This is a genomic window from Acidovorax sp. GW835-FHT14G06, assembly GCF_058793595.1.
In genome coordinates this window covers 308,807-331,218 of record NZ_JBXAGA010000006.1, presented here as the reverse complement: position 1 = coordinate 331,218, position 22,412 = coordinate 308,807, and the positions used below count along the sequence as shown (strand labels likewise).

The window sequence follows — 22,412 nt, the reverse complement described above, 5'->3', positions numbered from 1 at the left end:
ATGTGCGCAATCGCCACTGCTACAGTGGCCGCTCCGTGGACTCTCAAAAGGGCAACGCCGTGGACACACCTGTCAGCACCCCGCAGAGCGAGATCAGCGCCAGCAACCCACGCATCCGCGTCGGCATCGGCGGCTGGACCTTCGAGCCCTGGCGCGGCAGCTTCTACCCCGCAGGGCTGGCGCACAGCAAGGAGCTGCAATACGCCAGCCGGCAGCTCACGGCGATCGAGGTCAACGGCACCTACTACAGCACCTTCCAACCTCCCACCTTTGCCAAGTGGCGTGATGAAACGCCCGAAGGCTTCGTGTTCTCGCTCAAGGCCAACCGCTTTGCGACCAACCGCCGTGTGCTGGCGGAGGCCGGTGATTCGATCGCGCGGTTTGTCGACAGTGGCATCTCGGAGCTGAAGGACAAGCTCGGGCCCATCGTGTGGCAATTCATGCCGACCAAGGTGTTTGAGCCACGGGACTTCGAGGCCTTTCTGGCCCTGCTGCCACAACAGGTGGACGGCCTGCGCCTGCGCCACGCGCTGGATGTGCGCCACCCGAGTTTTGCCACGCCAGAGTTCGTGGCACTGGCCCGCCAATACGACTGCGTGCCGGTCTACACGGACTCCGAGAAATTTCCCGCCATCGCAGATGCAGAGGCCGATTTTGCCTACCTGCGGCTGATGCTCAGTCAGGCCGATGTGCCCACCGGCTACACGCCCGAGGCGATTGCACAGTGGGCCGATGGCGTGCGCACCTGGACGGGCGGCGAACAGCCGCGCGATGTGTTCGTGTACTTCATCAACGGGGCGAAGGAGCGGGCGCCTGCGGGGGCGATGGAGTTGCTGAGGCAACTGGGCCTACGCACATAGCAGCGGAGCAGCTACAGCGTCTCTCGCTGCACAAACCCCTGCGGGGCCTCGCCCCCATCAGGCACATTGCCCACCACCACACGCTCCACCCCCGCATGCACAGGCCCCTGCTGCGCCCAGTCGATGAGGGCCAGCACGGCATGCTCTGTGCCCCATGCGCAGGCCTCCACGCGGCCATCCTGGCGGTTGCGCACCCAGCCCGTCACGCCCAGCCGATTGGCGGCCTGCACCATGGACCAGCGGTAGCCCACGCCCTGCACATGGCCGGTGATCAACAGATGGCGGGTGATGGTGGAGTGGTGTTCTGCATTCATGGGGGGCACTGTAGCGCGCTCCTTGTGAGGAGCCCGCTCCAGGGGCACACTGCCAGCACCACCGCACCACATGACCACCACCACCCCCAAGGCCCTGCCCACCATCGACCCCCAGCGCTGCACCGGCTGCGGCTGGTGCATTGCGGTGTGCCCGCCGCATGTGCTGTCGCTGCAGGTGTTGGGCACGGGGCCCTGGGGGCCCAAGTGCTCCACCCTGCACGATGCGCCCGGCTGCACCGGGTGCGCGCTGTGTGCGGTGCGCTGCCCGTTCGATGCGATCCGCATGGTGCGCGTGGCAGCCACCAAGGCCCCGTGAGGCCATTGCGCCACAGGCGCAGCAGTGGGTTGACGGGCCCCGGCCCGCATCCGGTACACTGCGCCTTCCATGTCGTTCACCTCCCTCCCCATCACCACCGCACGCGCCGCTGCCTTCCAAGGCATGGGCATGATGCCGCCCGCACTCACGCGGGCCAATGGTGAGCAGCGGGCACTGGGTGCACGAATGATTACCACCATTACCACCGCGGCCACCTGAGCACGCGCAGGTGGCCGTTTCGGCAGCCACCTGGTGATCGCTCTCTTCTCCCCCAAGACGAATGCACGAAACCCAGCTCTGGCAGCTGGGTTTTTTTGTTTGTTTGTTTGTTAGCCGGAGAAGTCCATGGTCCGCGACCCCGTCCCGTCCCTCGAAGCCCCTTTGTTGCCATCGTCCGCCACGGCCATGCGCCCCCTGCGCGTGGGCATGATCGGCATTGGCACCGTGGGCGCAGGCACCTTTCGCGTGCTGGCGCGCAACCAGGCGCTGATTGCGGGCCGTGCGGGCCGGGGCATCAAGCTGGTGGTGGTCTGCGCCCGCAGCCTGGCCCGCGCCATGAGCGTGGTGGGCAAGGACGTGGCGCTGACCAACGACCCCATGCAGGTCGCCACCCACCCCGACGTGGATGTGCTGGTGGAGGCCGCTGGCGGCACCGGCCCCGCGCGCGAATGGGTGATGGCAGCCATCCGCGCGGGTAAACATGTGGTCACGGCCAACAAGGCCTTGCTGGCCGTGCATGGCAACGAGATCTTTGCCGCGGCACGCCAACACGGCGTGGCTGTGGCCTATGAGGGTGCGGTGGCGGTGAGCATCCCCATCGTGAAGGCGCTGCGCGAGGGCCTGACGGCCAACCGCGTTGAGTGGGTGGCGGGCGTCATCAACGGCACCACCAACTTCATCCTGAGCAAGATGCGCGACGAAGGCGTGGGCTTTGCCGAGGCGCTGGCGCAGGCCCAGGCGCTGGGCTACGCCGAGGCCGACCCGACGTTTGACATCGAAGGCATCGACGCCGCCCACAAGATCTCGCTGCTGGCGGCCAATGCGTTTGGCATGCCGGTGCGTTTTGCCGATGCGCAGGTGGAGGGCATCACCGCACTGCAGGGCCTGGACGTGGCCTGCGCCGAGCAACTGGGCTTTCGCATCAAGCTGCTGGGCGTGGCCAAGCGGCGCAAGGACGGTGACGCGGAAGGCAACGTGGAGGGGGTAGAGCTGCGCGTTCAGCCCGCGCTGGTGCCCGCCACACATTTGCTGGCGCATGTGAACGGGTCGATGAACGCCGTGATGGTCAAGGGCGATGCCTCGGGCGTGACGATGTACTACGGCGCAGGCGCGGGGTCGGAGCCAACGGCATCGGCCGTGATTGCGGACCTGGTGGATGTGGCGCGGCTCGATGGCACCCACGCGGGCCAGCGCGTGCCGCACCTGGGCTTCCACCCCCACGCGGTGGACGAGCAACTGGCGGTGCTGCCCCGTGCGGCCGTGCACACACGCCACTACCTGCGGGTGCCGGTGCACAGCGCGCAGCAGATCGAGGCCGTGGGCGCCTGGCTGGCTGCGCAGCACGTGCCGGTGCTGCAGGTGGCACTGGCGCACGACAAGGCCTTGCCCCCAGGCACCGGCCCCCAGGTGCTGGTGCTGACCGACGCCGTGGCGCAATCCACGGTGGACCTGGCCGTGTTTGCGCTGGCGGCACACCCTGGGGTGGCCGGCCCGGTGGTGGCACTGCGGGTGGAGATGCTGGAAGGGTGAAAGTGGGCTGAAAACGGGTCCGCGCGGGGTTTGAGGGTCAAACCGGGCGGTAGCGCTAGTGCACCATGCCCTGGTTGCTATCAAATTTGATATTCACCGCCCGCTGCATCACCCCATCAACTTGCCCAGCACCAGCGCCGCCATGTCCTCGGCAGCGCTGGTGCCCTCCGCCATCAGGCCCTGCACCACGCCGGCACGGTCGGTGTCGGTGCGGTTCTGGCTCACCTTCCAGACGCCCTCCCAGCGCTCCACCGCCAGCTCGATGCCCACGATGGCGCGCAGCATTTTGTCGATGTAGTCGGGCGGTGCATCGTCGATGCGCCAGGGGTCCGGGCGGTGGGCCTCGTGCTGCTCACTCAAGGTGTGCAGGATGGCGCGCAGGCGCACCGGGTCGTCGAACGCGCTCAGTGCGCCGTGGGCATGTACGGTGGCGTAGTTCCAGGTGGGCACCTGCTTGCCATCGATGGCCTTGGACGGATACCACGAGGGCGACACATAGGCCTGCGGGCCATGGAACACCGCCACCGCCTGCTGGGGCAGCAGCGACCACAGCGCGTTGGCGCGGGCCACGTGGCCGATCAGTGTGCCCTGCGGGCCGCGCGTTGGGTCCAGGTACAGCGGGATGTGATTGGCGTGCAGCGCTCCCTCATGGGCGATAACCAGTGTGGCGAGGGGCTGCGTGCGCACCAGCGCATGCAGCACGGCCGGGTCCGTCACCTGAAACTGCCGGTTGGCGTTGGCCATGTCAACCCCCTTCCACTTCGAGCACCGGCGCGCAGTCGATCTGCGTCTTGACCGAGTTGGCCAGGAAGCAGGACGCATGGGCGCGGTGGTGCAGATCGTCGAGCTGTGCGGCACTGGGCGCGTGGGCCGCATCAAAGCGCGTGACGGGGCGCAACTGCACGTGGGTGACGACAAGCTGCCCCTGCGCGTTTTTGGCCATGGTGCCCACGGCCGCGTCGGTGTAGCGGTTGAGCCGAAAGCCCGCGCGGCTGGCGAAGTCCATGAACCACAGCATGTGGCAGCTCGACAAGGCTGCGACATAGGCTTCTTCCGGGTCCACCGCCGCCGCATCGGAGTACGGCAGCGGCACCACATGGGGCGACGACGACGCGGCCACGGTGGCGCCACCATCGAACTGCCAGGTGTGGGCACGGTGGTAGCGCTTGTCCAGAAAGTCGTCGTTGCCACGGGACCAGGTGATGGTGGCGGTGTACTCGGCCATGGGTGGGTCTTTCTTGCGGTGGCCGGGCCTCGTAGGAAGCACAAGCCCGGGATTTCTACAATGGTTCTTCAGTTTATGACTGCATCGCCACATCCAAAGGGCCAATTCATGCCAGTTGCCGGAGCCAATTCCCAAACCACCGCCTCCCGGGACGGGCGCCTGGGCCAGTTGCGCCAGCAGGTGTACGAGCAGCTGCGCAACGCCATCGAACAGGGCCGGCTGCCGGCGGGCACCCGCCTGCCGCCATCGCGCGAGCATGCGGCCAGCCTGGGCGTGTCGCGCAACACCGTGCTGTGGGCCGTGCAGCGCCTGCAGGCCGAAGGGTATGTGGAAGCGCGTGTGGGTGACGGCACCTATGTCTCGCAGGCCGCAGCCGCACCGCCCACACAAGGGCTGGTGGCACCGCCGCGCGGCCTGTCGCAGCGCGGGCAGCTCATTGCCGAGACGGCTGCCCGCTGGCGCCCGCCGCATGTGGCGGCACGCGCGTTCCGCATTGGCGCGCCCGAGGTGGACACCTTTCCGTTTGCGCTGTGGGACCGCCTCGCGCGCCAGGCCCGCCCCGGTCAGCGCAGCGCACGCGCGCAGTACCTGGACCCGGCCGGCGACCCCGACCTGCGCCAGGCCGTGGCTCAATGGCTGTGGGCTTCGCGCGGCATCCGCTGCGATGCGGCGCAGGTGGTGGTGTGCTCGGGCTCGCAGCAGGGCATTGACCTGATTGCGCGGCTGCTGCTGGACGTGGGCGACGAGGTGCTGGTGGAAGACCCCGGCTACCCCGGCATCCGCGCCAGCCTGCTGGGCCACGGCGCGCTGGCGCGGCCGGTGGACATGGATGGAGACGGCCTGCACATCGACACCGCTGCGGCGCAATGGCCGAACGCGCGCATGGCCGTCGTCACACCCACGCACCAGTTCCCCACCGGCGTGTGCATGGGCCTGGCGCGAAGGCAGGCGCTGCTCCAGTGGGCGCGCACGCACGACGCCTGGGTGGTCGAGGACGATTACGACGGCGAGTTCCAGTACGGCAAGAACGATGGCAAGGCCCAGCGCGTGCCCGCCCTGTGCAGCCTGCCGGGCTCGGAGCGGGTGCTGTACGTGGGCACCTTCAGCAAGACGCTGCACCCCGGCCTGCGCCTGGGTTTTGTGGTGGTGCCGCCCGCACTGGTGGAAGCCTTTGCCATGGCCCGCGCCATCACCGACCGGCACGCGCCGGGAGATACGCAGGCGGTGCTGGCGCGCTTCATTGCCGAAGGCCATCTGCTGCGGCATCTGCGACAGATGCGCGAGCTGTACCAGGCGCGCCAGCGGGTGCTGATCGGTGCGCTGGCCGATGCGAGCGGTGGGGCGTGGCAACTGCAACCCAGTGACCGGGGCATGCACCTGTTGCACGAGGTGGCACCCGGCACCGACGACGAAGCCCTGAGCCGCCAGGCACTGGCTGCGGGTGTCATGCTGGCGCCACTGTCGCGCTATGCCATGCAGTCAGCGCGCAGGGGGTGGCTGCTGGGGTATGCAGGGTATGACGAGACAGAGATTCGAACGGCGGCGCGGGTGGTGGGGGTGCTGGCACGCAGGCTGTGACTACCGAGGGCGCCCCACCGCAGTCCATGTCGCCCCATGCGGGCTGAGGGCCCACCCCATTTGCACTACGCTCCAGGGTTTTGCCTTCGCTGCGTTTGCACCATGCCCCTCGCCCCCTACCTCGATACCGCCCCTACGCTGGGCGCCAACGTTTTCGTCCACGCCAGCGCACAAGTCATCGGTGACGTCACCCTCGGCGACGACAGCTCGGTGTGGTGCAACGCCGTGCTGCGTGGCGATGTGAACCGCATCACCGTGGGCCGCTGCAGCAATGTGCAAGACTTGACCATGGGCCATGTCTCGCACCGCAACGCGGCCAAGCCCGAGGGATCCCCGCTGGTCATCGGCGACTACGTCACCGTGGGCCACTCGGTGATCCTGCACGGCTGCCGCATCGGCAACGAATGCCTCATCGGCATGGGCTCCATCGTGATGGATGACGCCATCATCGAAGACCGTGTGATGCTGGGCGCGGGCAGCCTGGTCTCACCCGGCAAGGTGCTGGAGAGCGGGTACCTGTACATCGGACGCCCTGCGGTGCGCCAGCGCGCGCTGACCGAGGCCGATATCGCATACCTCAAGTACTCCGCCGAGCACTATGTGCGGGTGAAGAACAACTATCTGGCGGGCACACCCGGTGCGGCTGAGGTGCACCCTGCGCCCCCAGCCCACCAGGGATAAAGCCGGGCCGGGATAATCGGGGGTTCCACGACCCCTGCGGCGGCACCGCATCGCCCCATTGCTTTTCCCCACCATGTCTGCCGTCGCCCCTCCCGCCCCACCGCTGCGCGTGCTCTCCGTCATCCCCCCGATGACGCAGCTGAACACGCCATACCCCTCCACCGCCTACCTCACCGGCTTTCTGCGTTCGCGCGGCGTCACCGCGTTCCAGGAAGACCTGGCGCTGGCACTGGTGCTGCGTTTGCTCTCGCCCGAGGGGTTACGCGCCGTGGCCGCCAAGGTGGATGCATTGCCCGCCAAAAAGCAACGCCCTGCCGTGCAGAGCTTTGCGGCGCAAAAGGACCGCTACCTCGCCACCATTGGCCCCGCCATTGCCTTTTTGCAGGGGCGCGACAGCACGCTGGCGCACCGCATCGTGGGCCGCAACTACCTGCCCGAGGGTCCGCGTTTTGCCACGCTGGATGTGTATGTGGACGACGAGGGCGGCGACCCGCTGGGATGGGCCTTTGGTGCTTTGGGCCTGCACGACAAGGCCAAGCATCTGGCCACGCTGTACCTGAACGACCTGGCCGACGTGCTGCGCGATGCGGTGGACGAGCGCTTTGAGTTCGTGCGTTATGCCGAATCGCTGGCGGGCAGCCAGCCCACGTTTGACCCGTTGGCCCAAGCACTCGCTGCGACGCCCACACTGGTGGACGAGATGCTGGAGCAGCTCACGCACGAGGCGATTGCCAAGCACCAGCCCAGCGTGGTGCTGCTGTCCGTGCCGTTCCCGGGGTCCGTGTACGCGGCGTTTCGCATTGCGCAGGCCATCAAGGCACGATACCCGCACATCGCCACCATGCTGGGCGGCGGCTTTGTGAACACCGAGCTGCGCGAGCTAGCCGACCCGCGTGTGTTTGACTTCTTTGACTACGTGACGCTGGACGCCGGTGAGCGTCCGCTGCTGGCGCTGCTGGAACATCTGCGCGGCGAGCGTGGCCGGCAACGCTTGGTTCGCACCTTCGTGCGCGGTGACGATGGCGCGGTGCAGTACATCAACATGATGGAAGCCGACATCGCTTTCGCCGAGGTGGGCACACCCACTTGGGACGGCCTGCCGCTGGACCGGTATCTGTCGCTCCTGGACATGCTCAACCCCATGCACCGCCTTTGGAGCGATGGGCGCTGGAACAAGCTCACCGTGGCGCACGGCTGCTACTGGAAGAAGTGCAGCTTCTGCGACGTGAGCCTGGACTACATCAGCCGCTACGAGGGCGCGAGTGCTGGAGTGCTGGCCGACCGCATCGAGCAGATCGTGCGCGAGACGGGGCAGACCGGCTTTCACTTTGTGGACGAAGCCGCGCCGCCCAAGGCGCTCAAGGCCCTGGCCACCGAGCTCATTGCGCGCAACGCGGGCATCAGCTGGTGGGGCAATGTGCGGTTTGAAAAAACCTTCACCCCCGACCTGGCCGAGCTGCTGGCCGACAGTGGCTGCATTGCGATCTCGGGCGGGCTGGAAGTTGCGTCGGACCGGCTGCTCACGCTGATGAAAAAAGGCGTGTCGGTAGACCAGGTGGCACGCGTGACGCGGGCGTTCACCGACGCGGGCATCCTGGTGCATGCGTACCTGATGTACGGCTTTCCCACGCAGACGGTGCAAGACACCGTGGACGCGCTCGAATACGTGCGCCAGCTGTTCGCCAATGGCTGCATCCAGAGCGGGTTCTTTCACCGCTTTGCCTGCACCGTGCACTCGCCCGTCGGCAAGAACCCCGAGGAATACGGCGTGACGCTGGCGCCGTTGCCGCCAGGCGACTTTGCCAAGAACGACGTGGCCTTCATCGACCCCACGGGCGTGGACCACGACGCGCTGGGCGGCGCGCTCAAGAAGGCCATCTACAACTACATGCACGGCATCGGGCTCGAAGAAGACGTGCGCACGTGGTTCCCGTTCAAGGTGCCCAAGACGACGGTGCGGCGTGACCGCATTGAGCGGGCGCTGCGCGAGCGGGGGTGAATGCAACGACCGACATAGCCGCAACCTTCAAGCCAAAGTGGCCGCTAGCGCACGTTGCATATGCGTCGTGCGCTATACATGTAATAGCAAATGCGATAGGTTCAATGCTTTTGCTTTTGGTAAGCCTTGTCGGCCGGTGGTCCCCGGTCGGTGTCTTGCAACCCACGCTGCACATCACGGTAGGCCTGCTCGATTTGAGCGTCCGGTTCGCCATGGGTCATGTCCACCGACTCATCACGCTCGTGGGGGAGCTTGGGCTTTTCTTCCTTCGCGGCAGACTGCCCCGCCTTCAACGGCCCCTGCGTCTTGGGGCCGGGGGCCTGGCGCTTGGTGGTGTCTACCGAGGGTTCTGGTGCGGTGGGAGCCGGGGTGGACTCATCGCGGTTTGAGGGGCGGGGCATAGGGTCTCCTGGGTTCGGACAGCAGTTTGTCCGGTCCGGTGCATCGTAAAAAGCCCACCGCCGCATCCCTGTAGGCCCACAGGCCATGTACCCGACAGGCGATGGAGACGGTGGGCGTCAAACCTTGGAGCCGTTGGCCCCCCAAGCCATGCGACACTACTGTATGTCTCAACAGGTGTGGGCCGCGCAGGCCCTTGAATCTTTCGATGCGGTGGTGTCAGCCACCGAGGGTTTTCGCAGCCGGCCCGGCCAGCGGCTGATGGCCGAGCAGGTGGCGCGCACGTTCAGCACGGCCACGCTGGGCAAGGTGGATGAAGAGAGCGGCGAAGCAGCGCCCACGCGCGCCATTGCCGTCATCCAGGCGGGGACGGGCGTGGGCAAGTCGCTGGCGTACTGCGCACCGGCCATTGCGCTGGCGCTGTCGCGCGGCACACGGGTGTTGATCTCCACGGCCACGGTGGCGCTGCAGGAGCAGCTGGTCAACAAGGACCTGCCCGCGCTGGCCGCGCTGATGCCGCAGCCCTTCAAGTTTGCGCTGGCCAAGGGGCGCGGGCGCTATGTGTGCAAGCTCAAGCTCGACCGCCTGGCCGGCACGGGCGAGGCTGAGGAAGAAGGCGAAGACGACCTGTTTGCTGAGGAAGAAGCCGCCGCCCGCGCCAAGCGCCCCCGGCACGAGACCGAGGCGCGCATGCAGTTCTATTCGACGATGGCGCAGACGCTGTCGAAAGGCGCGTGGGATGGCGACCGCGACAGCCTTGACACGCCCCCCGAGCCCGAGGTGTGGAGCCCCGTGGCGGCCGAAGGTGCTTCGTGCACCGGCAAGCACTGCCCGGCGTTCAGCCAGTGCACCTACTACGACAAGCGCAAGGAGCTGGTGGGCGCGCAGGTGATCGTGGCCAACCACGATTTGCTGCTGTCATCGCTGGGCGCGCGCGTGCTGCCCGAGCTGGACAACTGCCTGCTGGTGCTGGACGAAGCCCACCATCTGCCCGCCACGGCGCTCGACCAGTTTGCGTGCAGCATGGACCTGTCGCGCATCACCTGGATCGAGCGCCTGTCGAGCCGGGGCCTGCGCATTGGGGCACTGCTGGAGGTCGAAGAGATTGCCGACATCCCCAAACACTCGGCCCAGCTGCGGCAGACGCTGCAGGACCTGGCGCGCATCGTGATGGATGTGTATGGCGCCCAGCTCAAGAGCCAGCCCAGCGCCTGGGGCCCGGCGCGTGTTCGCGTGCCGCGTGGCGAATTGCCTGAACAACTCATTGCTCCGCTGGGCCTGCTGGCCGCCAGCGCCGAGGGCTTCCTCGACGCCCTGCGCGCCATCAGCAAGGCACTGCGCGCCGAGATGCGCGACAAGCCCGACGAGGCCAAGCGCCTGTCCACGCTGTACGCACAAATCGGCATGCTGGCCCCGCGCCTGGAAGAGCTGCACGCCACAGCACAGCTGCTGTTGCAGGACGCGCCCGAAGGCGCAGTACCCGCCGCCAAGTGGTTCACGCTGGAGGTGGATGGCGACTTCATCGTGGTCAAGGCCCACGCCAGCCCCATCCTGCCCGGCACCACGCTGCGCAACCACCTGTGGAGCGCGGTGCGCGGTGCGGTGCTCACCTCGGCCACACTCACCAGCTGCGGGCACTTTGACTTCTTCTTGCGCGAGGCGGGCCTGCACGGCGACGAAGCTGCCACCACGCTGGAGGTGCCCAGCCCCTTCAACTACGCCGCGCAGGGCACGCTGATTGCCGCCGAGACACGCGCCGACCCCAAGAACGCCGCGCAGTTCACCACCGAGATGGTCGATGCGCTGCTGCACGACATTGCGCGTGTGGAATACGGCGCGCTGGTGCTGTTCACCTCGCGCGAGCAGATGCGCCAGGCTGTGGACGCATTGCCCACCGCCATGCGCAGTGTGGTCCTAGTGCAGAACGCACTGCCGCGTACGCAGCTGCTGCGCCGCCACCGCGAGCGGGTGGAAAACGGCGAGCCCTCGGTCATCTTCGGCATGCAGTCGTTTGGCGAGGGGCTGGATTTGCCGGGGCGCCTGTGCGAGTCGGTCTTCATCACCAAGCTGCCCTTCGCCCCGCCCGACGACCCCGTGGGCGAAGCCCGCGCCGAGTGGCTGCGCGCCGTGGGGCGCGACCCCTTCAGCGAGCTGGTGGTGCCCGCCACCGCCATCCGCCTGGCGCAATGGGTGGGCCGCGCGATCCGCACCGAAGAAGACATGGCGCATGTGTACTGCTACGACAAGCGCCTGACGCGCACCAGCTACGGCCAGCGGCTGCTCAAAGGGCTGCCACCGTTTGCGCTGGAGCAACGCGCGCCGCTGTGAAGCGGCGACACTTTGCGCACCGATTTCACAACCACTACAACAACGACAGAGAGGACCCCACCATGCCCCACACCATTCCCGCCTGCCCCCAATGCGGCCAGGAGAACACTTACCCCGATGGCAGCAACTATGTGTGCCCCGACTGCGCTTTTGAATGGCCGCAGGTGGCTGACGCCACCGAGTCAGAGGCAAACGATGCAGGAGATGGCGCAGTGCGTGACGCCAACGGCAACCCGCTGGCCGACGGCGACGCGGTGATCCTGGTGAAGGACCTCAAGGTCAAGGGCTCGTCGTCCACGCTCAAGAAGGGCACCAAGATCAAGAGCATCCGCCTGGTGGATGGTGCAGACGGCCACAACGTGGACTGCAAGACGGACCTGGGCAGCATGCTGCTGAAGTCGGAGTTCTTGAAAAAGGCCTGATGGAGGAGGGCGGCGCCCCTCGTGTCAGACAACCGCCCACAGGCATCGGCGCTCCCCGCCGACGCCCTGGCCGCCCCGTGGTGCCTAGAGTCAACCAATTGCAGTGCCCGCACTGATCGATTGATTCCCCACCACCTGCTGGAGGCCCCATGCACCCCAACTCCCCCGCCCGCGACACCTTGTGGAAGCTCATCAAGGACATCCGCTTTGGCATGCTCACGCACCGCACGTCCACGGGCATGCTGCACGCGCACCCGCTCACCACACAAAACCGGCAGCTCGATGAACAGGCCGAGCTGTACTTCTTCATCCCCCAGTCTGGCGAGCTGTACGAGCGCCTGCTGACCGACGGCGAGGTGAATGTGTCGTATGCCGACCCGGACGAGGACAGCTATGTGTCCGTGTCAGGCCAGGCGCGGTTTGTGGACGACCGCGCGCTCAAGGAAGCCCTGTGGTCGCCCATGGCCAAGGCGTGGTTCCCGGGCGGCGTGTCCGACCCGGACCTGGCACTGCTGGTGGTGCGCGTTCGCCACGCCGAATACTGGAACGTGGACGAGAGCAAGATGGTGCAGCTGTTCCAGATGGCCAAGGCCGCCATCACCGGAGAGCCACCGCGCAGCCTGGGCGAGCACAAGGAACTCACGCTGTACTGAGCGCCTGTGGACAACCCCTCGGGATCGGCCTGCAGGGTGTGAGTTGAGCGCCTTTCCCCACAGCGGTGCAGCATCTGCACCGCCATCCTGTGGGTCCCCGGGGCAAACTCCAGGCAAAACTGGGCGCTAGCGCTGCAGAAACATGGTTTGTTTGCTACTATTTTGGTAGTGAACGCATGCAGTACCTCCTGGGGTCCGTAGGCCCCATTTTTTGTGGGCAGCTCTTGCAAAGCAGCCAACCACCATCCATATTCCATCCATACACCATCTGATTGGATGTTTTATGGAGTGTGATTGATGAGCAACCTGGTTCCCACCGCCCCCGCACGCAGCAAGGTGCCCGAGTCCGAGAAGGTCACCATCAACCTCGGTTTTGTAGACCTGGGACACATTGACCTGCTGGTGTCCGAAGGCTTTTACGCCAACCGCACCGACTTCATCCGCACCGCCATCCGCAACCAGCTGACCGCCCAGAACGACGCGGTGCGCCAGGTGGTGGCCCGCAAGATGCTTGTGCTGGGACTGCAGCGTTTTGGCCGGGCCGAGCTGGAGGCCGTGTTGGCAGCAGGCCAGGCGCTAGAGATCCGTGTGCTGGGCCTGGCCAGCATCGACGACGACGTGCCGCCCGCACTGGCGCAGGCCACGATCGCCTCGGTGACGGTCTTGGGCGCGTTCCACGCCAGTGCAGCCGTCAAGGCCGCGCTGGCCGGGCGCATGCATTGAATCCGTACACAAACCGCAGCGCATCGCCCATGCCCGCACCAATAACCAAGGAGTCCCCATGGACTGGAACCTGAACCTCAAGCGCCTGATGGGCGAAGCCACCCAGCTGGTGCGCAGCGGCCAACTGGCCGATGCCACGCGGGCCATCCAACAAACTCTGGGCGAGACCGTGGCGCGCCATGGCCCCCCTCCCGCACCCGCCAGCACAAGCGCCCCCTCGCTGCACGCGCCCGAACCCACGACAGGGAACGCCCCCCGCTGGCGCAGTGCCCACACCGCGCAAGAGGTGGAAGACGCCGTGGTCATCGACCGCAGCACCCACACACCGACCGCAGAGGCACAGCCCTCGGCCACAGCACGCCCCGCCGCCAGCCACCGCCCGCTGGCGGAGCCCGCCGGCAGCTTCACCCGCGTGGCCTTCACCCACCCGGGCGCTCGGCACAACCCGCACCACTACCACCTGTACGTGCCCCCGGGTGCCACGGCAGGCACCACCATGCCGCTGGTGCTGATGCTGCACGGCTGCACGCAGAACCCGGTGGACTTTGCGACCGGCACGGGCATGAACGACGCAGCCGCGCCCGCCAACGCCCTGGTGCTGTACCCCGAGCAACCCCACGGCGCCAACCCCAACGGCTGCTGGAACTGGTTTCGACCCGGCGACCAGCACCGGGGCAGCGGCGAACCCGCGCTGATCGTGGCCATGCTGCGGGATGTGATGGCGCGCCACCCGGTGGATGCACAACGCGTCTACGTGGCAGGGCTGTCGGCCGGCGGCGCCATGGCCGCGCTGCTGGGCCGCGAATACCCCGACCTGTTTGCGGCCGTGGGCGTGCACTCCGGCCTGCAGGCGGGTGCAGCGCACAACGTGATGGGCGCACTGTCGGCGATGAAGAACGGGGCCAAACTGGGTGCCGCTGCGCACCACGTCGCTCACGCACCAGCCCTGCCGCCCCCGCCGATCATCGTGTTCCACGGCGACGCCGACACCACCGTACATGCGCACAACGGTGAACAGCTCATCGAGGCAACGCTGTCAGCACTGGCCACAGCCCCTGGTGACGGCCAGACGACGGTGGAGACCGTGCACCAGGGCCAGTCCCGTGGTGGCCAGAGCTACACCCGCAAGGTGTACACCGTGGCGGGTGGCGCCCCGTCGGCCAGCGCACTGACTGGCACGGTGGTGGCAGAACACTGGGTACTGCACGGCGCAGGGCACGCGTGGGCCGGTGGGCACGCGGGTGGCAGCCACACCGACCCTGCCGGGGTCAATGCCACGGCGGAGATGCTGCGGTTTTTTGCAGCGCACCCCAAGCGCTGAGGCCCGGGCCGCCGGGATCAGCGCGGAGTGCGGCGCGCCTTGCGATAGCGACGGGTGGCCTCGGCCACCATGGCGTCCTTGGGCAACAGCTGGGTGCCGCCCACCCACAGCTCGGTGGCGGCGCCGCTGGCATCGCGCACGCGGCGCACCAGCTGGCCGGGGCTGGCGTAGGCCGAGGCTTTCTGGACCACGCCGGTGTCGCGCCCGGTGATGGCCAGCTCCGTGGTGGCGGCGTTGAAGGGCACGAACATGGCGGGCACCACCTGGCACACCACCTTGCCCATGGGCACCAGGTCGCTGGCGCCCCACAGGCTCCACCAGCGCCCCGCCCAGGCGGCTTCCTTTTTGCCCGGCGCACCATGCTGCTGGAACGCAAACAAGATGCTGGCAATGCCTTCCACCCACTCCGTGGACAGGCCGTCCTGCGCGTTGGTGAGCACCGTCACCGTCAAATCGAGCGCGGGGTAGCGCGCGGTGCGTGACAGGAACCCTTGCAGACTGCCGGTGTGGCCCATCCATTCACGCGGGCCCGGCGCGCTGAGCATGGTGCCCAGGCCGTAGTGGGACTCGAACAGGTTGCAGGGGTCGCGCCAGCGGCGCTGCGCCATCTCGCGGCGGCTCGCGGGCGACAGGATGCTGCGCTGGCTGTCGGGCGCCAGCTGCGAAAAGAAGCGGGCCACATCCGACGCGGTGGATACAAACCCGGCCGCCGGGGCCATGGCATCGCACCGGTTGTCGCCCGGCACGATGAGGCGCTGACCGAACGGAAACTCGCTGCTGTGGCCCAAGGCCATCGGGGCGTCCCGCGCCAGGCGCGGCATGTCGGGCACGGTTTCCTGCAAGCCTGCGGCGTCGATCACATGGCGCACCATCCAGCTGGCGTACTCCGTGCCGGTGACCTGCTCCATCATCAGCCCCAGCAGGCCGTAGCCGTGGTTCGAATACTTGAGCTGCACCCCCGTCTCCAGCGGTGGCTTGTGGCGCAGGTCCGCCAGCAGCTCGGCGCGGGAGAGATACGGCCGCCGGTCCAGGAACTGGCCGGCATCGGGCCCGTCACGCGTCACGCCCGCGCTGTGCGAGAGCAGCTCGCCAATGCGCGCCCGGGCCAGGTCCTTGTGCAGGCCATCGACATAGCGGCCAATGGGGTCGTCCAGCCCGACCTTTCCCTGCTCGCGCAGCAGCATGACGCCCGCTGCCGTAAAGCTCTTGGAGTGCGACGCAATGCGCAGGCGGTGCCGGGGCGTGAGGGGCTGGTGGGTGCGCATGTCCGCCACGCCCAGGGCCAGCTCGGCCACGGTCTCGCCGCCGCGTGCAATGGCCACGGAACACCCGGGCTGGCGGTAGCGCTCCAGTTGCAGGTCCAGCCACTGCGGCAGGTAGTCCAGGGCGGCATGGAGCCAGGCGGGTTGGGTGGTGTGGTTCTTCATGGGTTGCTCGGCTCCATGCATCCAGAAACGGGGTGGGGCAGTGTAGGCCACCCACTTGGATGGGCACGTGGACACACAGGCCCGCAGGGCGCACAGGATGGCGCGCAGGTGCGGCGGCACAATCCTTCCTTTTCGCACGCAAGCCCATGCCCCCCATCGCCGTCATCGACTTTGAAACCACCGGCGTCTCGCCCGGCCAGGGCGCGCGCGCGACCGAGGTGGCCATCGTGCTGCTGGAGCAGGGCCAGGTGGTGGACCGATTCCAGAGTTTGATGAAGACCGGGGTGTGGATTCCGTCCTTCATCACCCAGCTCACCGGCATCACCAACGCGATGGTTAACGCCGCGCCCGACGCGACACAGGTGATGCAGGATGCCGCGCGTTTTGTGGGCGATGCGCCCATGGTGGCGCACAACGCATCGTTCGACAGCAAGTTCTGGCAGGCCGAGCTGGCCCTGGCCGGGCTGCCCGCGCCGCATCCGTTTGCGTGCACGGTGCTGCTGTCGCGGCGCCTGTATCCGCAGGCGCCCAGCCACAAGCTGGGCACGCTGGTGGACTACCACGGCCTGCCGCGCACAGGCCAGGCCCACCGGGCGCTGGCCGATGCCGAGATGGCCGCTGCGCTGCTGGCCCGCATGCAGCACGACCTGCGCACCCGCTGGCGGGTGGCCGAGCCCAGCTACGCACTGCTGCAAACGCTGCAGCGCTGCGCCAAACCGGCAGTGGGGGCGCTGCTGGCAAAACATGCTGAGTAGTGACAGAGCCTTGTCTCTTTTCCCTAGGAGGCAAGGGACTATCACTATCAAAAATATAGCTACTAGCGCATGATTCATAAGCGCTACGGGCACTTCTGGCTTCAATTTTTCAGAAAACAGGCGGCATACTCGCCAGTGGACAACAGGCAGCTGCGCTGCGACGACCCTTGATCCCCCTCGAATGAAAGGCTTGACCATGTGGCTTCTGGTACTGGGACTGGTGCTGTTTCTCGGCGTGCACTCGGTGCGCATCGTGGCCGATGGCTGGCGCACGCAGACGCGGGCGCGCATGGGGGAGATGCCGTGGAAGGGGCTCTATTCGCTGGTCTCGGCCGTGGGCCTGGCGCTCATCGTCTGGGGCTACGGCCTGGCGCGGCAGCAGCCCGTGGTGCTGTGGGTGCCGCCCATCGGCATACGGCACGCGGCGGCGCTGCTGACGCTGATCGCCTTTGTGCTGCTGGCTGCCACCTATGTGCCGCGCAATGCGATCAAGGCCCGGCTGCACCACCCTATGGTGCTGGGGGTGAAGGTGTGGGCGCTGGCACATCTGCTGTCCAACGGCAACCTGGCCGACGTGCTGCTGTTTGGCAGCTTCCTGCTGTGGGCGGTGCTGAGCTTTCGCGCCGCACGCCAGCGCGACCGGGCGCAGGGCACCGTGTACGCGGCAGGCAGCGCTGCAGGTACGGCGGCGGCTGTGGTGGTGGGTGCAGTGGCCTGGGCGGGCTTTGCGTTCTGGGGTCATGCGTGGCTGATCGGCGTGGCGCCGCTGGGGCGATGATCGAACGCTGGGAAGGCCAGCACCCCAAATGCCGGAGAATCCGCGCTTTGCGTTTTCTCCTTTCTCGCCGAGACCTCTATGACCGAAGCCACCACCCCCAACACCCCCGCCCTGCCGCCCCTGCCCGACCACCTGTCGGTCAACCCCCGCAGCCCGCACCATGTGGCCGCCGTGTTCGAGCACGACATCGGCATCCGCCTGAACGGCAAGGAGCGTTTTGATGTGGAGGAATACTGCATCAGCGAAGGCTGGGTGAAGGTGCCCGCAGGCAAAACGGTGGACCGCAAGGGCCAGCCGCTGCTCATCAAGATCAAAGGCACGGTAGAAGCTTTCTACAAGTGACAGCCGCACAGGCGGCCGCACCGCTCACCCCCGGCGCCTGGGTGATCCACTGCGACGGCAGCGCCTGGCCCAACCCGGGGCGCATGGGCCTGGGGGCCGTGCTGACCGGCCCCGACGGGACCGTGCAGCACCAGATCTCCGAAGCCACCACCTTCACCGGCTGCAACAACGAGGCAGAGCTGCGCGCGCTGATGCAGGCGCTGCAGTGGCTGGCGCAGCAAGGGCTGGCAGCATCGACGCCGGTGCAGGTGTTCAGCGACAACAGCGTGCTGGTGGAGCAGTTGGGCGGTCATCCAGCGGCACCTATTGCGCGACTGGCAACGCTGTTTGGCGAAGCACGCCAGACACTGCGGCTGTTCCCACAAGCCCAGGTCCAGTGGATTCCCCGCCACCGCAATGGCGCAGCCGATACGCTGGCCCGCGCCGCCCTTGGGCTGGCACCCAAGGCAGCCACGCCGCAAGGCCAGACCATCAAAAAGCGCCGCCGGCGCTGAGCCCCTCACCCGGCACACGCCATCAGGCCGGGTCAAGCCCTGCAGCCGCACGGTAGGCCTGGATGCGCGGCAGCACCGCCTGGCGACGGGCGATGCTTTGCGCAGGCCACAACCCCTCGCGTTCGTAATATTCCGCCACGGCGGGCATCCCCGGCGGCAACACCACCCAGGGCTGTTTGGAGGCCGTGAAGATATGGATGTCGGGCGGCAGGTGGTCGGGCGCATCCAGCGTGCCCACGCGCACAAACGCCATCACGGGCCCCGCGCCTGCGTAGTGGCTCCAGACCGCCACCTGGCAGCGCGGGCAACGCGCGATCTGCTGTCCCATGCCGCTTGCTGACGGGGTGTGCACCATCGCCGGGGTGCCTGCGAGCAGCTCCACGCGGTCGGCCTCGATCATCGCGTTCAGCGCAAAGGCCGCGCCGCTTTCGCGCTGGCACCAGCGGCAGTGGCAGCAGTGCACAAACAGTGGGGGCGCCAACAGGCGGTAGCGCACATGGCGGCAAGTGCAGCCGCCTTCCAGCGGGTATTCAGGGGCAGGGTGGGGCATGAGGGGGGTGTCCTTGCAGCGGGGTGAGGGGGAGCACAACACCGGCCTTCAGCTGCAGGCACGGGCCAGCAGCAGCGCCTTTTCCTGCGCGTTGCGGGTGAGGCTGGCTGCGCGCTCGAACTCGGCGCGCGCCTCGGCCCGCCGGCCCAGCTTGGCCAGCAGGTCGCCGCGCACGCTGGGCAGCCAGTGGTAGTGGCGCAGCAGCGGGTCGCCTGCCAGGGCATCGACCAGCGCCAGTGCGGCCTCCGGCCCCTCGGCCATGCCCACGGCCACGGCGCGGTTCAGCGCCACCACGGGGGAGGGCGCCACCTGCAGCAGCGCGTCGTACAGAGCCACGATGTGGGCCCAGTCCGTGTCTTCGGCGCGCCTGGCACGGGCATGGCAGGCGGCAATCGCACCCTGCAGTGCGTAGGGCCCCCAGGCGTGGCCTGCGCGGGCCAGCTGCTCAGCCTTGTCGAGCGCCACCACCCCCCGACGCACCAGCAGGTGGTCCCAGCGCGCGCGGTCCTGGTCCATCAGCAGCACGGGCTGTCCCTGCGCATCGGTGCGCGCGGGCAGGCGCGAGGCCTGGATTTCGAGCAGCGCCACCAGGCCTTGCACCTCGGGTTCGCCGGGCACCAGGCTGGCCAGCACCCGCACCAGACGCTGGGCCTCGCCGCACAGCGCAGGGCGCATCCAGTCGTCGCCCGCCGTGGCGGCATAACCTTCGTTGAAGATGAGGTAGATCACCTCCAGCACCGAGGCCAGGCGCGGCGCGCGCTCGGCCGCGCCGGGCACTTCATACGGCACATGCGCGGCCGTGAGGCTGCGCTTGGCACGCACGATGCGCTGGGCCACGGTGGGCTCGGGCACCAGGAAGGCGCGCGCGATCTCGGCCGTGGTGAGGCCGCCCAGCAGCCGCAGCGTGAGCGCCACCCGCGCCTCGGTGGGCAGCACGGGGTGGCAGGCGGTGAAGATCAGGCGCAGCAGGTCGTCGCCGATGTCGTCCTGTTCGGCGTGCATCAGGGTGTCCACCACATCGGGCGCGTACTGGGCTTCGAGCGCTTCGAGGTCGTGGCCCAGGGCCTCGTGCTCGCGCTGGTGCAGGGCCTGCTGGCGCAGGTGGTCGATGGCGCGGCGCTTGGCGGTCGTCATGAGCCACGCGGCCGGGTTGGCGGGCAGGCCGTCTTTGGGCCAATGCTCCAGCGCGGCCAGCAAAGCGTCCTGCGCCAGCTCTTCGGCCCGGCCCACATCGCGTGTCATGCGCGCCACGCTGGCGATGATGCGCGCGGCCTCGATACGCCACACCGAGTCGATGCTGCGGTGCAGGGCACCGTGGTCGGGCAGCGCAGAGGGATTCATTCACACCTTCTCAGAGCCCTTGGCCTGGCTGGCGTCCACCATGTACACAAACTCCCAAGTGTGGCCGTCGAGGTCGTCAAAGCTGCGCGAGTACATGAAGCCCAGGTCTTGCGCCGGGCGCGGTGTGGTGCCGCCTGCGGCCACGGCCTTGTCCACCAGCGCATCGACCTCTTCGCGACTGCTGCACGAGAAGCACACCAGCACCTCCGACGTGGTGCGTGCGTCGGCAATCGTTTTGTCGGTGAAGGTTTGATAGAAGCTCTTGACCAGCAGCATCACGAAGAGGTTTTCGCCCATCACCAGGCAGGCACCCTGGTCGTTGGTGAACTCGGGGTTGAACTCGTAGCCCAGCGCGCGGAAGAACGCCTGCGAGCGGGCCATGTTCTCAATGGGCAGGTTCACGAAGATGTGTTTGTGCATGAAGGTCTCCCGAAGGGTTGGAAGGTAAGGCGAAACAGGTGTGTTTGGCAAAGGGCTGCAGAGGGGCCGGTGGTTCAGGCGCCGGGCTTTTGTGCAACGGCCTGCAGGTTGGCCAGCCCGTCTTCAAAGTCTTGCCCCACCATGCGGTCCATGTTGAACACCAGGTGCGCAATCTTGGCCAGGTAGGGCACGGGGCCTTGCATGGACCAGGTGACGCGGGTGGCGCCCGCGCCTTCGGGCTGCAAAGTGAATTCCACCTCGTTGTGGGCTTCAAAGGGCTTCACAAAGTCGAGCTTCATGCCCACACGCCGGGGAGCGGTGGCGTCCACGATCTCCATGCTGCCCACACCCACCTTGTCGCCCCGCCAGGCATAGCGCGCGCCTGGGCCGGTGGTGGTGGCGCTGTATTCGCCCTGGATGCCAGGGTCCTTGCGCTCGTAGGGGTTCCAGGTGTTGAACTGGCGCAGGTCATGGATGAGCCCATACAGGCGCTCAGGCGGTGCGGGGATCACGCGGCTGCGCTCCACACGGAAGGTGTCGGGGCGGGTGGCGGCAAACGCCAGCAGCAGCGCCAGGGCCGCCAGCAGCACGAGGGCGATGGTCTTGACCATGGAGGATGCCTTTCGTGTCATGGCATCAGCCGCGCAGGGCTTCAAGGTCGCGGAACTGCTCGACACCATCCACACCGGCAAAGTCTTCCATCTCGAACAGCTGGCGCACCTCGATCTCGGCATCCAGGCCCTCGCCGCGCGGGTTGGGGAAGCGGCGTGTCCATTCCAGCGCCTCATCGCGGCTGCGCACCTGGATGAGTGTGTAGCCCGCGATCAGCTCCTTGGTCTCTGTGAACGGGCCGTCGGTGACGGTGCGGGTGCCGCTGGTGCCGTAGCCCACGCGCCAGCCCTTGGAGGAGGGCTGCAGGCCACTGGCGTCCAGCAGCACACCGGCCCGCGCGAGTTCTTCGTGGTAGCGGGCCATCGCTGTCATCAGGGCTGCGGTCGGCTTGCAGCCCTGTTCTGATTCGGCGGTGGCCTGGATGATGATCATGAATCGCATGGAAATGTCCTCCAGAGGTTGTGGATAGAAGGGGCTGGCCATGGCGCAATCCAGGGCCTTCTTCTGCACGACGAACGGGAAGACGCGATTTCGACAGCGAAGGGAGCGAGTTCGGATTTATTTTTTGGAAGCCCACTCGGCGGAGTGGAGCCAAGTGCTTCCGCAAGGGTGCATGGCGCTGCCCAGCCTAGCCCAGCGCACCCGGTTTCACACAAAGCAGGGCGCCACCTCGCGCACTTCCACCGTGGCCCAGGCGGCGGCCGGGCATTCGCGGGCGATGGCAATGGCCTCGTCGCGCGTGGCGCAGTCGATGAGAAAGAAGCCGCCCACCATTTCCTTGGTCTCGGCAAACGGTCCGTCGGTGAGGCGGGCCTGCCCCTCGCGCACCTGCAACCGCACAGCCTGCTCGGTCGAGGCCAGTGACTCGCTGGCGCGCAGCAGGCCGCGGGCCTGCAGGCTTTGGCCAAAACGCTGCATGCTGGCATAGGCCTCCTGGCCACCTTCCAGCCCGCGCTCGGCGCGCTGGCCGTGGGGTTCCATGATGAGCAGCATGTAGGGCATGGGATCTCCTTGGGTAACGCCGGGCCGTGCGGGTACGCGCAAAAAGCACCATCGTATCAGCGGCTAGTACTATGAATTTGATAGCTTTCAGTGCTTGTCATATGGGCGCCAATGGCTGATTTA

Annotated in this window: 27 protein-coding genes; 16 read left to right on the top strand and 11 right to left on the bottom strand. The window is 67.4% G+C overall.

Going from position 1 to position 22,412, the window contains the following annotated elements; genetic code table 11:
* Nucleotides 1-59 precede the first annotated feature (59 nt).
* On the top strand, nucleotides 60-860 hold the full coding sequence (locus tag AC1Q64_RS13085) for a DUF72 domain-containing protein (protein WP_492251611.1): 801 nt from the start codon (nucleotides 60-62) through the stop codon (nucleotides 858-860).
* An 11-nt stretch (nucleotides 861-871) separates the two neighbouring features.
* Here AC1Q64_RS13085 and AC1Q64_RS13080 read toward each other — a convergent pair whose 3' ends face one another.
* Nucleotides 872-1,174, bottom strand: coding sequence for an acylphosphatase (locus AC1Q64_RS13080; RefSeq protein WP_492251610.1), 303 nt, complete (start codon nucleotides 1,172-1,174; stop codon nucleotides 872-874).
* 70 nt (nucleotides 1,175-1,244) lie between these two features.
* On the opposite strand from AC1Q64_RS13080, the gene AC1Q64_RS13075 reads away from it, so the two are divergent.
* The 3 genes from AC1Q64_RS13075 (at nucleotide 1,245) to AC1Q64_RS13065 (ending at nucleotide 3,239) form a co-directional block, all read left to right on the top strand.
* Nucleotides 1,245-1,490: an ATP-binding protein gene (locus tag AC1Q64_RS13075; RefSeq protein WP_291437993.1), complete on the top strand. Its 246-nt coding sequence runs from the start codon at nucleotides 1,245-1,247 to the stop codon at nucleotides 1,488-1,490.
* Nucleotides 1,491-1,559: 69 nt separating this feature from the next.
* The gene (locus AC1Q64_RS13070) at nucleotides 1,560-1,709 is read left to right on the top strand and encodes a hypothetical protein (RefSeq protein ID WP_156358827.1); all 150 of its coding nucleotides are present in this window, start codon (nucleotides 1,560-1,562) and stop codon (nucleotides 1,707-1,709) included.
* A 126-nt stretch (nucleotides 1,710-1,835) separates the two neighbouring features.
* Complete coding sequence (locus AC1Q64_RS13065) at nucleotides 1,836-3,239, top strand: homoserine dehydrogenase (RefSeq protein ID WP_492251609.1); 1,404 nt, start codon at nucleotides 1,836-1,838, stop codon at nucleotides 3,237-3,239.
* Nucleotides 3,240-3,347: 108 nt separating this feature from the next.
* On the opposite strand, the gene AC1Q64_RS13060 is transcribed toward AC1Q64_RS13065, so the two are convergent.
* Together AC1Q64_RS13060 and AC1Q64_RS13055 are read right to left on the bottom strand one after the other, a co-directional pair.
* Complete coding sequence (locus AC1Q64_RS13060) at nucleotides 3,348-3,983, bottom strand: FMN-binding negative transcriptional regulator (protein WP_291437990.1); 636 nt, start codon at nucleotides 3,981-3,983, stop codon at nucleotides 3,348-3,350.
* A gap of 1 nt (nucleotide 3,984) precedes the next feature.
* On the bottom strand, nucleotides 3,985-4,464 hold the full coding sequence (locus AC1Q64_RS13055) for an OsmC family protein (RefSeq protein ID WP_492251608.1): 480 nt from the start codon (nucleotides 4,462-4,464) through the stop codon (nucleotides 3,985-3,987).
* A 108-nt stretch (nucleotides 4,465-4,572) separates the two neighbouring features.
* Between AC1Q64_RS13055 and pdxR the strand changes: the two genes are divergently transcribed.
* From pdxR to AC1Q64_RS13040, 3 genes are all read left to right on the top strand, one after another.
* Entirely contained in the window at nucleotides 4,573-6,042 is a 1,470-nt protein-coding gene (pdxR, locus tag AC1Q64_RS13050) for a MocR-like pyridoxine biosynthesis transcription factor PdxR (protein WP_492251607.1), read from the top strand.
* A gap of 102 nt (nucleotides 6,043-6,144) precedes the next feature.
* The gene (locus tag AC1Q64_RS13045; protein ID WP_492251606.1) at nucleotides 6,145-6,723 is read left to right on the top strand and encodes a gamma carbonic anhydrase family protein; all 579 of its coding nucleotides are present in this window, start codon (nucleotides 6,145-6,147) and stop codon (nucleotides 6,721-6,723) included.
* A gap of 130 nt (nucleotides 6,724-6,853) precedes the next feature.
* Nucleotides 6,854-8,722, top strand: a complete 1,869-nt coding sequence (locus AC1Q64_RS13040; RefSeq protein WP_492251658.1) for a B12-binding domain-containing radical SAM protein — start codon at nucleotides 6,854-6,856, stop codon at nucleotides 8,720-8,722.
* A 101-nt stretch (nucleotides 8,723-8,823) separates the two neighbouring features.
* Here the strand turns inward: AC1Q64_RS13040 and AC1Q64_RS13035 are convergent, their stop codons facing one another.
* Nucleotides 8,824-9,123: a hypothetical protein gene (locus AC1Q64_RS13035; RefSeq protein WP_492251605.1), complete on the bottom strand. Its 300-nt coding sequence runs from the start codon at nucleotides 9,121-9,123 to the stop codon at nucleotides 8,824-8,826.
* 163 nt (nucleotides 9,124-9,286) lie between these two features.
* Between AC1Q64_RS13035 and dinG the strand changes: the two genes are divergently transcribed.
* The 5 genes from dinG to AC1Q64_RS13010 all read left to right on the top strand — a co-directional run bounded on the left by dinG (nucleotide 9,287) and on the right by AC1Q64_RS13010 (nucleotide 14,568).
* The gene (dinG, locus tag AC1Q64_RS13030) at nucleotides 9,287-11,449 is read left to right on the top strand and encodes an ATP-dependent DNA helicase DinG (RefSeq protein WP_492251604.1); all 2,163 of its coding nucleotides are present in this window, start codon (nucleotides 9,287-9,289) and stop codon (nucleotides 11,447-11,449) included.
* Between the two features lie 62 nt (nucleotides 11,450-11,511).
* A complete protein-coding gene (locus AC1Q64_RS13025) occupies nucleotides 11,512-11,871 on the top strand; it encodes a zinc ribbon domain-containing protein YjdM (RefSeq protein ID WP_291437983.1) in 360 nt (119 codons plus the stop codon).
* A gap of 149 nt (nucleotides 11,872-12,020) precedes the next feature.
* The gene (locus AC1Q64_RS13020; protein ID WP_492251603.1) at nucleotides 12,021-12,524 is read left to right on the top strand and encodes a pyridoxamine 5'-phosphate oxidase family protein; all 504 of its coding nucleotides are present in this window, start codon (nucleotides 12,021-12,023) and stop codon (nucleotides 12,522-12,524) included.
* 297 nt (nucleotides 12,525-12,821) lie between these two features.
* Entirely contained in the window at nucleotides 12,822-13,247 is a 426-nt protein-coding gene (locus AC1Q64_RS13015) for a hypothetical protein (protein WP_056057652.1), read from the top strand.
* A 58-nt stretch (nucleotides 13,248-13,305) separates the two neighbouring features.
* A complete protein-coding gene (locus AC1Q64_RS13010) occupies nucleotides 13,306-14,568 on the top strand; it encodes an extracellular catalytic domain type 1 short-chain-length polyhydroxyalkanoate depolymerase (RefSeq protein WP_492251602.1) in 1,263 nt (420 codons plus the stop codon).
* Between the two features lie 17 nt (nucleotides 14,569-14,585).
* Here the strand turns inward: AC1Q64_RS13010 and AC1Q64_RS13005 are convergent, their stop codons facing one another.
* The gene (locus AC1Q64_RS13005) at nucleotides 14,586-15,995 is read right to left on the bottom strand and encodes a serine hydrolase domain-containing protein (protein WP_492251601.1); all 1,410 of its coding nucleotides are present in this window, start codon (nucleotides 15,993-15,995) and stop codon (nucleotides 14,586-14,588) included.
* 146 nt (nucleotides 15,996-16,141) lie between these two features.
* Here AC1Q64_RS13005 and AC1Q64_RS13000 point away from each other — a divergent pair, with 146 nt between their 5' ends.
* The 4 genes from AC1Q64_RS13000 (at nucleotide 16,142) to AC1Q64_RS12985 (ending at nucleotide 18,364) form a co-directional block, all read left to right on the top strand.
* A complete protein-coding gene (locus AC1Q64_RS13000; protein WP_492251600.1) occupies nucleotides 16,142-16,750 on the top strand; it encodes a 3'-5' exonuclease in 609 nt (202 codons plus the stop codon).
* A 196-nt stretch (nucleotides 16,751-16,946) separates the two neighbouring features.
* A complete protein-coding gene (locus AC1Q64_RS12995) occupies nucleotides 16,947-17,528 on the top strand; it encodes an NnrU family protein (protein WP_492251599.1) in 582 nt (193 codons plus the stop codon).
* 78 nt (nucleotides 17,529-17,606) lie between these two features.
* Nucleotides 17,607-17,870, top strand: a complete 264-nt coding sequence (locus AC1Q64_RS12990) for a DUF3297 family protein (protein ID WP_015011863.1) — start codon at nucleotides 17,607-17,609, stop codon at nucleotides 17,868-17,870.
* Entirely contained in the window at nucleotides 17,867-18,364 is a 498-nt protein-coding gene (locus AC1Q64_RS12985; RefSeq protein ID WP_291433607.1) for a ribonuclease HI family protein, read from the top strand. The genes AC1Q64_RS12990 and AC1Q64_RS12985 overlap by 4 nt, the downstream gene beginning before the upstream one ends.
* 22 nt (nucleotides 18,365-18,386) lie before the next feature.
* Here AC1Q64_RS12985 and AC1Q64_RS12980 read toward each other — a convergent pair whose 3' ends face one another.
* The 6 genes from AC1Q64_RS12980 to AC1Q64_RS12955 form a co-directional block, all read right to left on the bottom strand.
* Nucleotides 18,387-18,914, bottom strand: a complete 528-nt coding sequence (locus tag AC1Q64_RS12980; protein WP_291433605.1) for a GFA family protein — start codon at nucleotides 18,912-18,914, stop codon at nucleotides 18,387-18,389.
* Nucleotides 18,915-18,962: 48 nt separating this feature from the next.
* On the bottom strand, nucleotides 18,963-20,255 hold the full coding sequence (locus tag AC1Q64_RS12975) for an RNA polymerase sigma factor (RefSeq protein WP_492251598.1): 1,293 nt from the start codon (nucleotides 20,253-20,255) through the stop codon (nucleotides 18,963-18,965).
* Nucleotides 20,256-20,675 (bottom strand): VOC family protein, encoded by a 420-nt coding sequence (locus tag AC1Q64_RS12970; protein WP_492251597.1) that lies wholly within the window; start codon nucleotides 20,673-20,675, stop codon nucleotides 20,256-20,258.
* Nucleotides 20,676-20,749: 74 nt separating this feature from the next.
* Nucleotides 20,750-21,286 (bottom strand): SRPBCC family protein, encoded by a 537-nt coding sequence (locus AC1Q64_RS12965; protein ID WP_291433599.1) that lies wholly within the window; start codon nucleotides 21,284-21,286, stop codon nucleotides 20,750-20,752.
* 25 nt (nucleotides 21,287-21,311) lie between these two features.
* On the bottom strand, nucleotides 21,312-21,728 hold the full coding sequence (locus tag AC1Q64_RS12960) for a YciI family protein (RefSeq protein WP_291433597.1): 417 nt from the start codon (nucleotides 21,726-21,728) through the stop codon (nucleotides 21,312-21,314).
* 207 nt (nucleotides 21,729-21,935) lie between these two features.
* The gene (locus AC1Q64_RS12955; RefSeq protein WP_291433595.1) at nucleotides 21,936-22,289 is read right to left on the bottom strand and encodes a YciI family protein; all 354 of its coding nucleotides are present in this window, start codon (nucleotides 22,287-22,289) and stop codon (nucleotides 21,936-21,938) included.
* Nucleotides 22,290-22,412: the final 123 nt, after the last annotated feature.

Excerpts from the sequence above, each read along its gene's own strand:
- AC1Q64_RS13080 (WP_492251610.1), bottom strand. The coding sequence starts at position 1,174 with ATGAATGCAGAACACCACTCCACCATCACCCGCCATCTGTTGATCACC.
- AC1Q64_RS13075 (WP_291437993.1), top strand. The coding sequence starts at position 1,245 with ATGACCACCACCACCCCCAAGGCCCTGCCCACCATCGACCCCCAGCGC.
- AC1Q64_RS13070 (WP_156358827.1), top strand. The coding sequence starts at position 1,560 with ATGTCGTTCACCTCCCTCCCCATCACCACCGCACGCGCCGCTGCCTTC.
- AC1Q64_RS13065 (WP_492251609.1), top strand. The coding sequence starts at position 1,836 with ATGGTCCGCGACCCCGTCCCGTCCCTCGAAGCCCCTTTGTTGCCATCG.
- AC1Q64_RS13060 (WP_291437990.1), bottom strand. The coding sequence starts at position 3,983 with ATGGCCAACGCCAACCGGCAGTTTCAGGTGACGGACCCGGCCGTGCTG.
- AC1Q64_RS13055 (WP_492251608.1), bottom strand. The coding sequence starts at position 4,464 with ATGGCCGAGTACACCGCCACCATCACCTGGTCCCGTGGCAACGACGAC.
- pdxR (WP_492251607.1), top strand. The coding sequence starts at position 4,573 with ATGCCAGTTGCCGGAGCCAATTCCCAAACCACCGCCTCCCGGGACGGG.
- AC1Q64_RS13045 (WP_492251606.1), top strand. The coding sequence starts at position 6,145 with ATGCCCCTCGCCCCCTACCTCGATACCGCCCCTACGCTGGGCGCCAAC.
- AC1Q64_RS13040 (WP_492251658.1), top strand. The coding sequence starts at position 6,854 with ATGACGCAGCTGAACACGCCATACCCCTCCACCGCCTACCTCACCGGC.
- AC1Q64_RS13035 (WP_492251605.1), bottom strand. The coding sequence starts at position 9,123 with ATGCCCCGCCCCTCAAACCGCGATGAGTCCACCCCGGCTCCCACCGCA.
- dinG (WP_492251604.1), top strand. The coding sequence starts at position 9,287 with ATGTCTCAACAGGTGTGGGCCGCGCAGGCCCTTGAATCTTTCGATGCG.
- AC1Q64_RS13025 (WP_291437983.1), top strand. The coding sequence starts at position 11,512 with ATGCCCCACACCATTCCCGCCTGCCCCCAATGCGGCCAGGAGAACACT.
- AC1Q64_RS13020 (WP_492251603.1), top strand. The coding sequence starts at position 12,021 with ATGCACCCCAACTCCCCCGCCCGCGACACCTTGTGGAAGCTCATCAAG.
- AC1Q64_RS13015 (WP_056057652.1), top strand. The coding sequence starts at position 12,822 with ATGAGCAACCTGGTTCCCACCGCCCCCGCACGCAGCAAGGTGCCCGAG.
- AC1Q64_RS13010 (WP_492251602.1), top strand. The coding sequence starts at position 13,306 with ATGGACTGGAACCTGAACCTCAAGCGCCTGATGGGCGAAGCCACCCAG.
- AC1Q64_RS13005 (WP_492251601.1), bottom strand. The coding sequence starts at position 15,995 with ATGAAGAACCACACCACCCAACCCGCCTGGCTCCATGCCGCCCTGGAC.
- AC1Q64_RS13000 (WP_492251600.1), top strand. The coding sequence starts at position 16,142 with ATGCCCCCCATCGCCGTCATCGACTTTGAAACCACCGGCGTCTCGCCC.
- AC1Q64_RS12995 (WP_492251599.1), top strand. The coding sequence starts at position 16,947 with ATGTGGCTTCTGGTACTGGGACTGGTGCTGTTTCTCGGCGTGCACTCG.
- AC1Q64_RS12990 (WP_015011863.1), top strand. The coding sequence starts at position 17,607 with ATGACCGAAGCCACCACCCCCAACACCCCCGCCCTGCCGCCCCTGCCC.
- AC1Q64_RS12980 (WP_291433605.1), bottom strand. The coding sequence starts at position 18,914 with ATGCCCCACCCTGCCCCTGAATACCCGCTGGAAGGCGGCTGCACTTGC.
- AC1Q64_RS12975 (WP_492251598.1), bottom strand. The coding sequence starts at position 20,255 with ATGAATCCCTCTGCGCTGCCCGACCACGGTGCCCTGCACCGCAGCATC.
- AC1Q64_RS12970 (WP_492251597.1), bottom strand. The coding sequence starts at position 20,675 with ATGCACAAACACATCTTCGTGAACCTGCCCATTGAGAACATGGCCCGC.
- AC1Q64_RS12965 (WP_291433599.1), bottom strand. The coding sequence starts at position 21,286 with ATGGTCAAGACCATCGCCCTCGTGCTGCTGGCGGCCCTGGCGCTGCTG.
- AC1Q64_RS12960 (WP_291433597.1), bottom strand. The coding sequence starts at position 21,728 with ATGCGATTCATGATCATCATCCAGGCCACCGCCGAATCAGAACAGGGC.
- AC1Q64_RS12955 (WP_291433595.1), bottom strand. The coding sequence starts at position 22,289 with ATGCCCTACATGCTGCTCATCATGGAACCCCACGGCCAGCGCGCCGAG.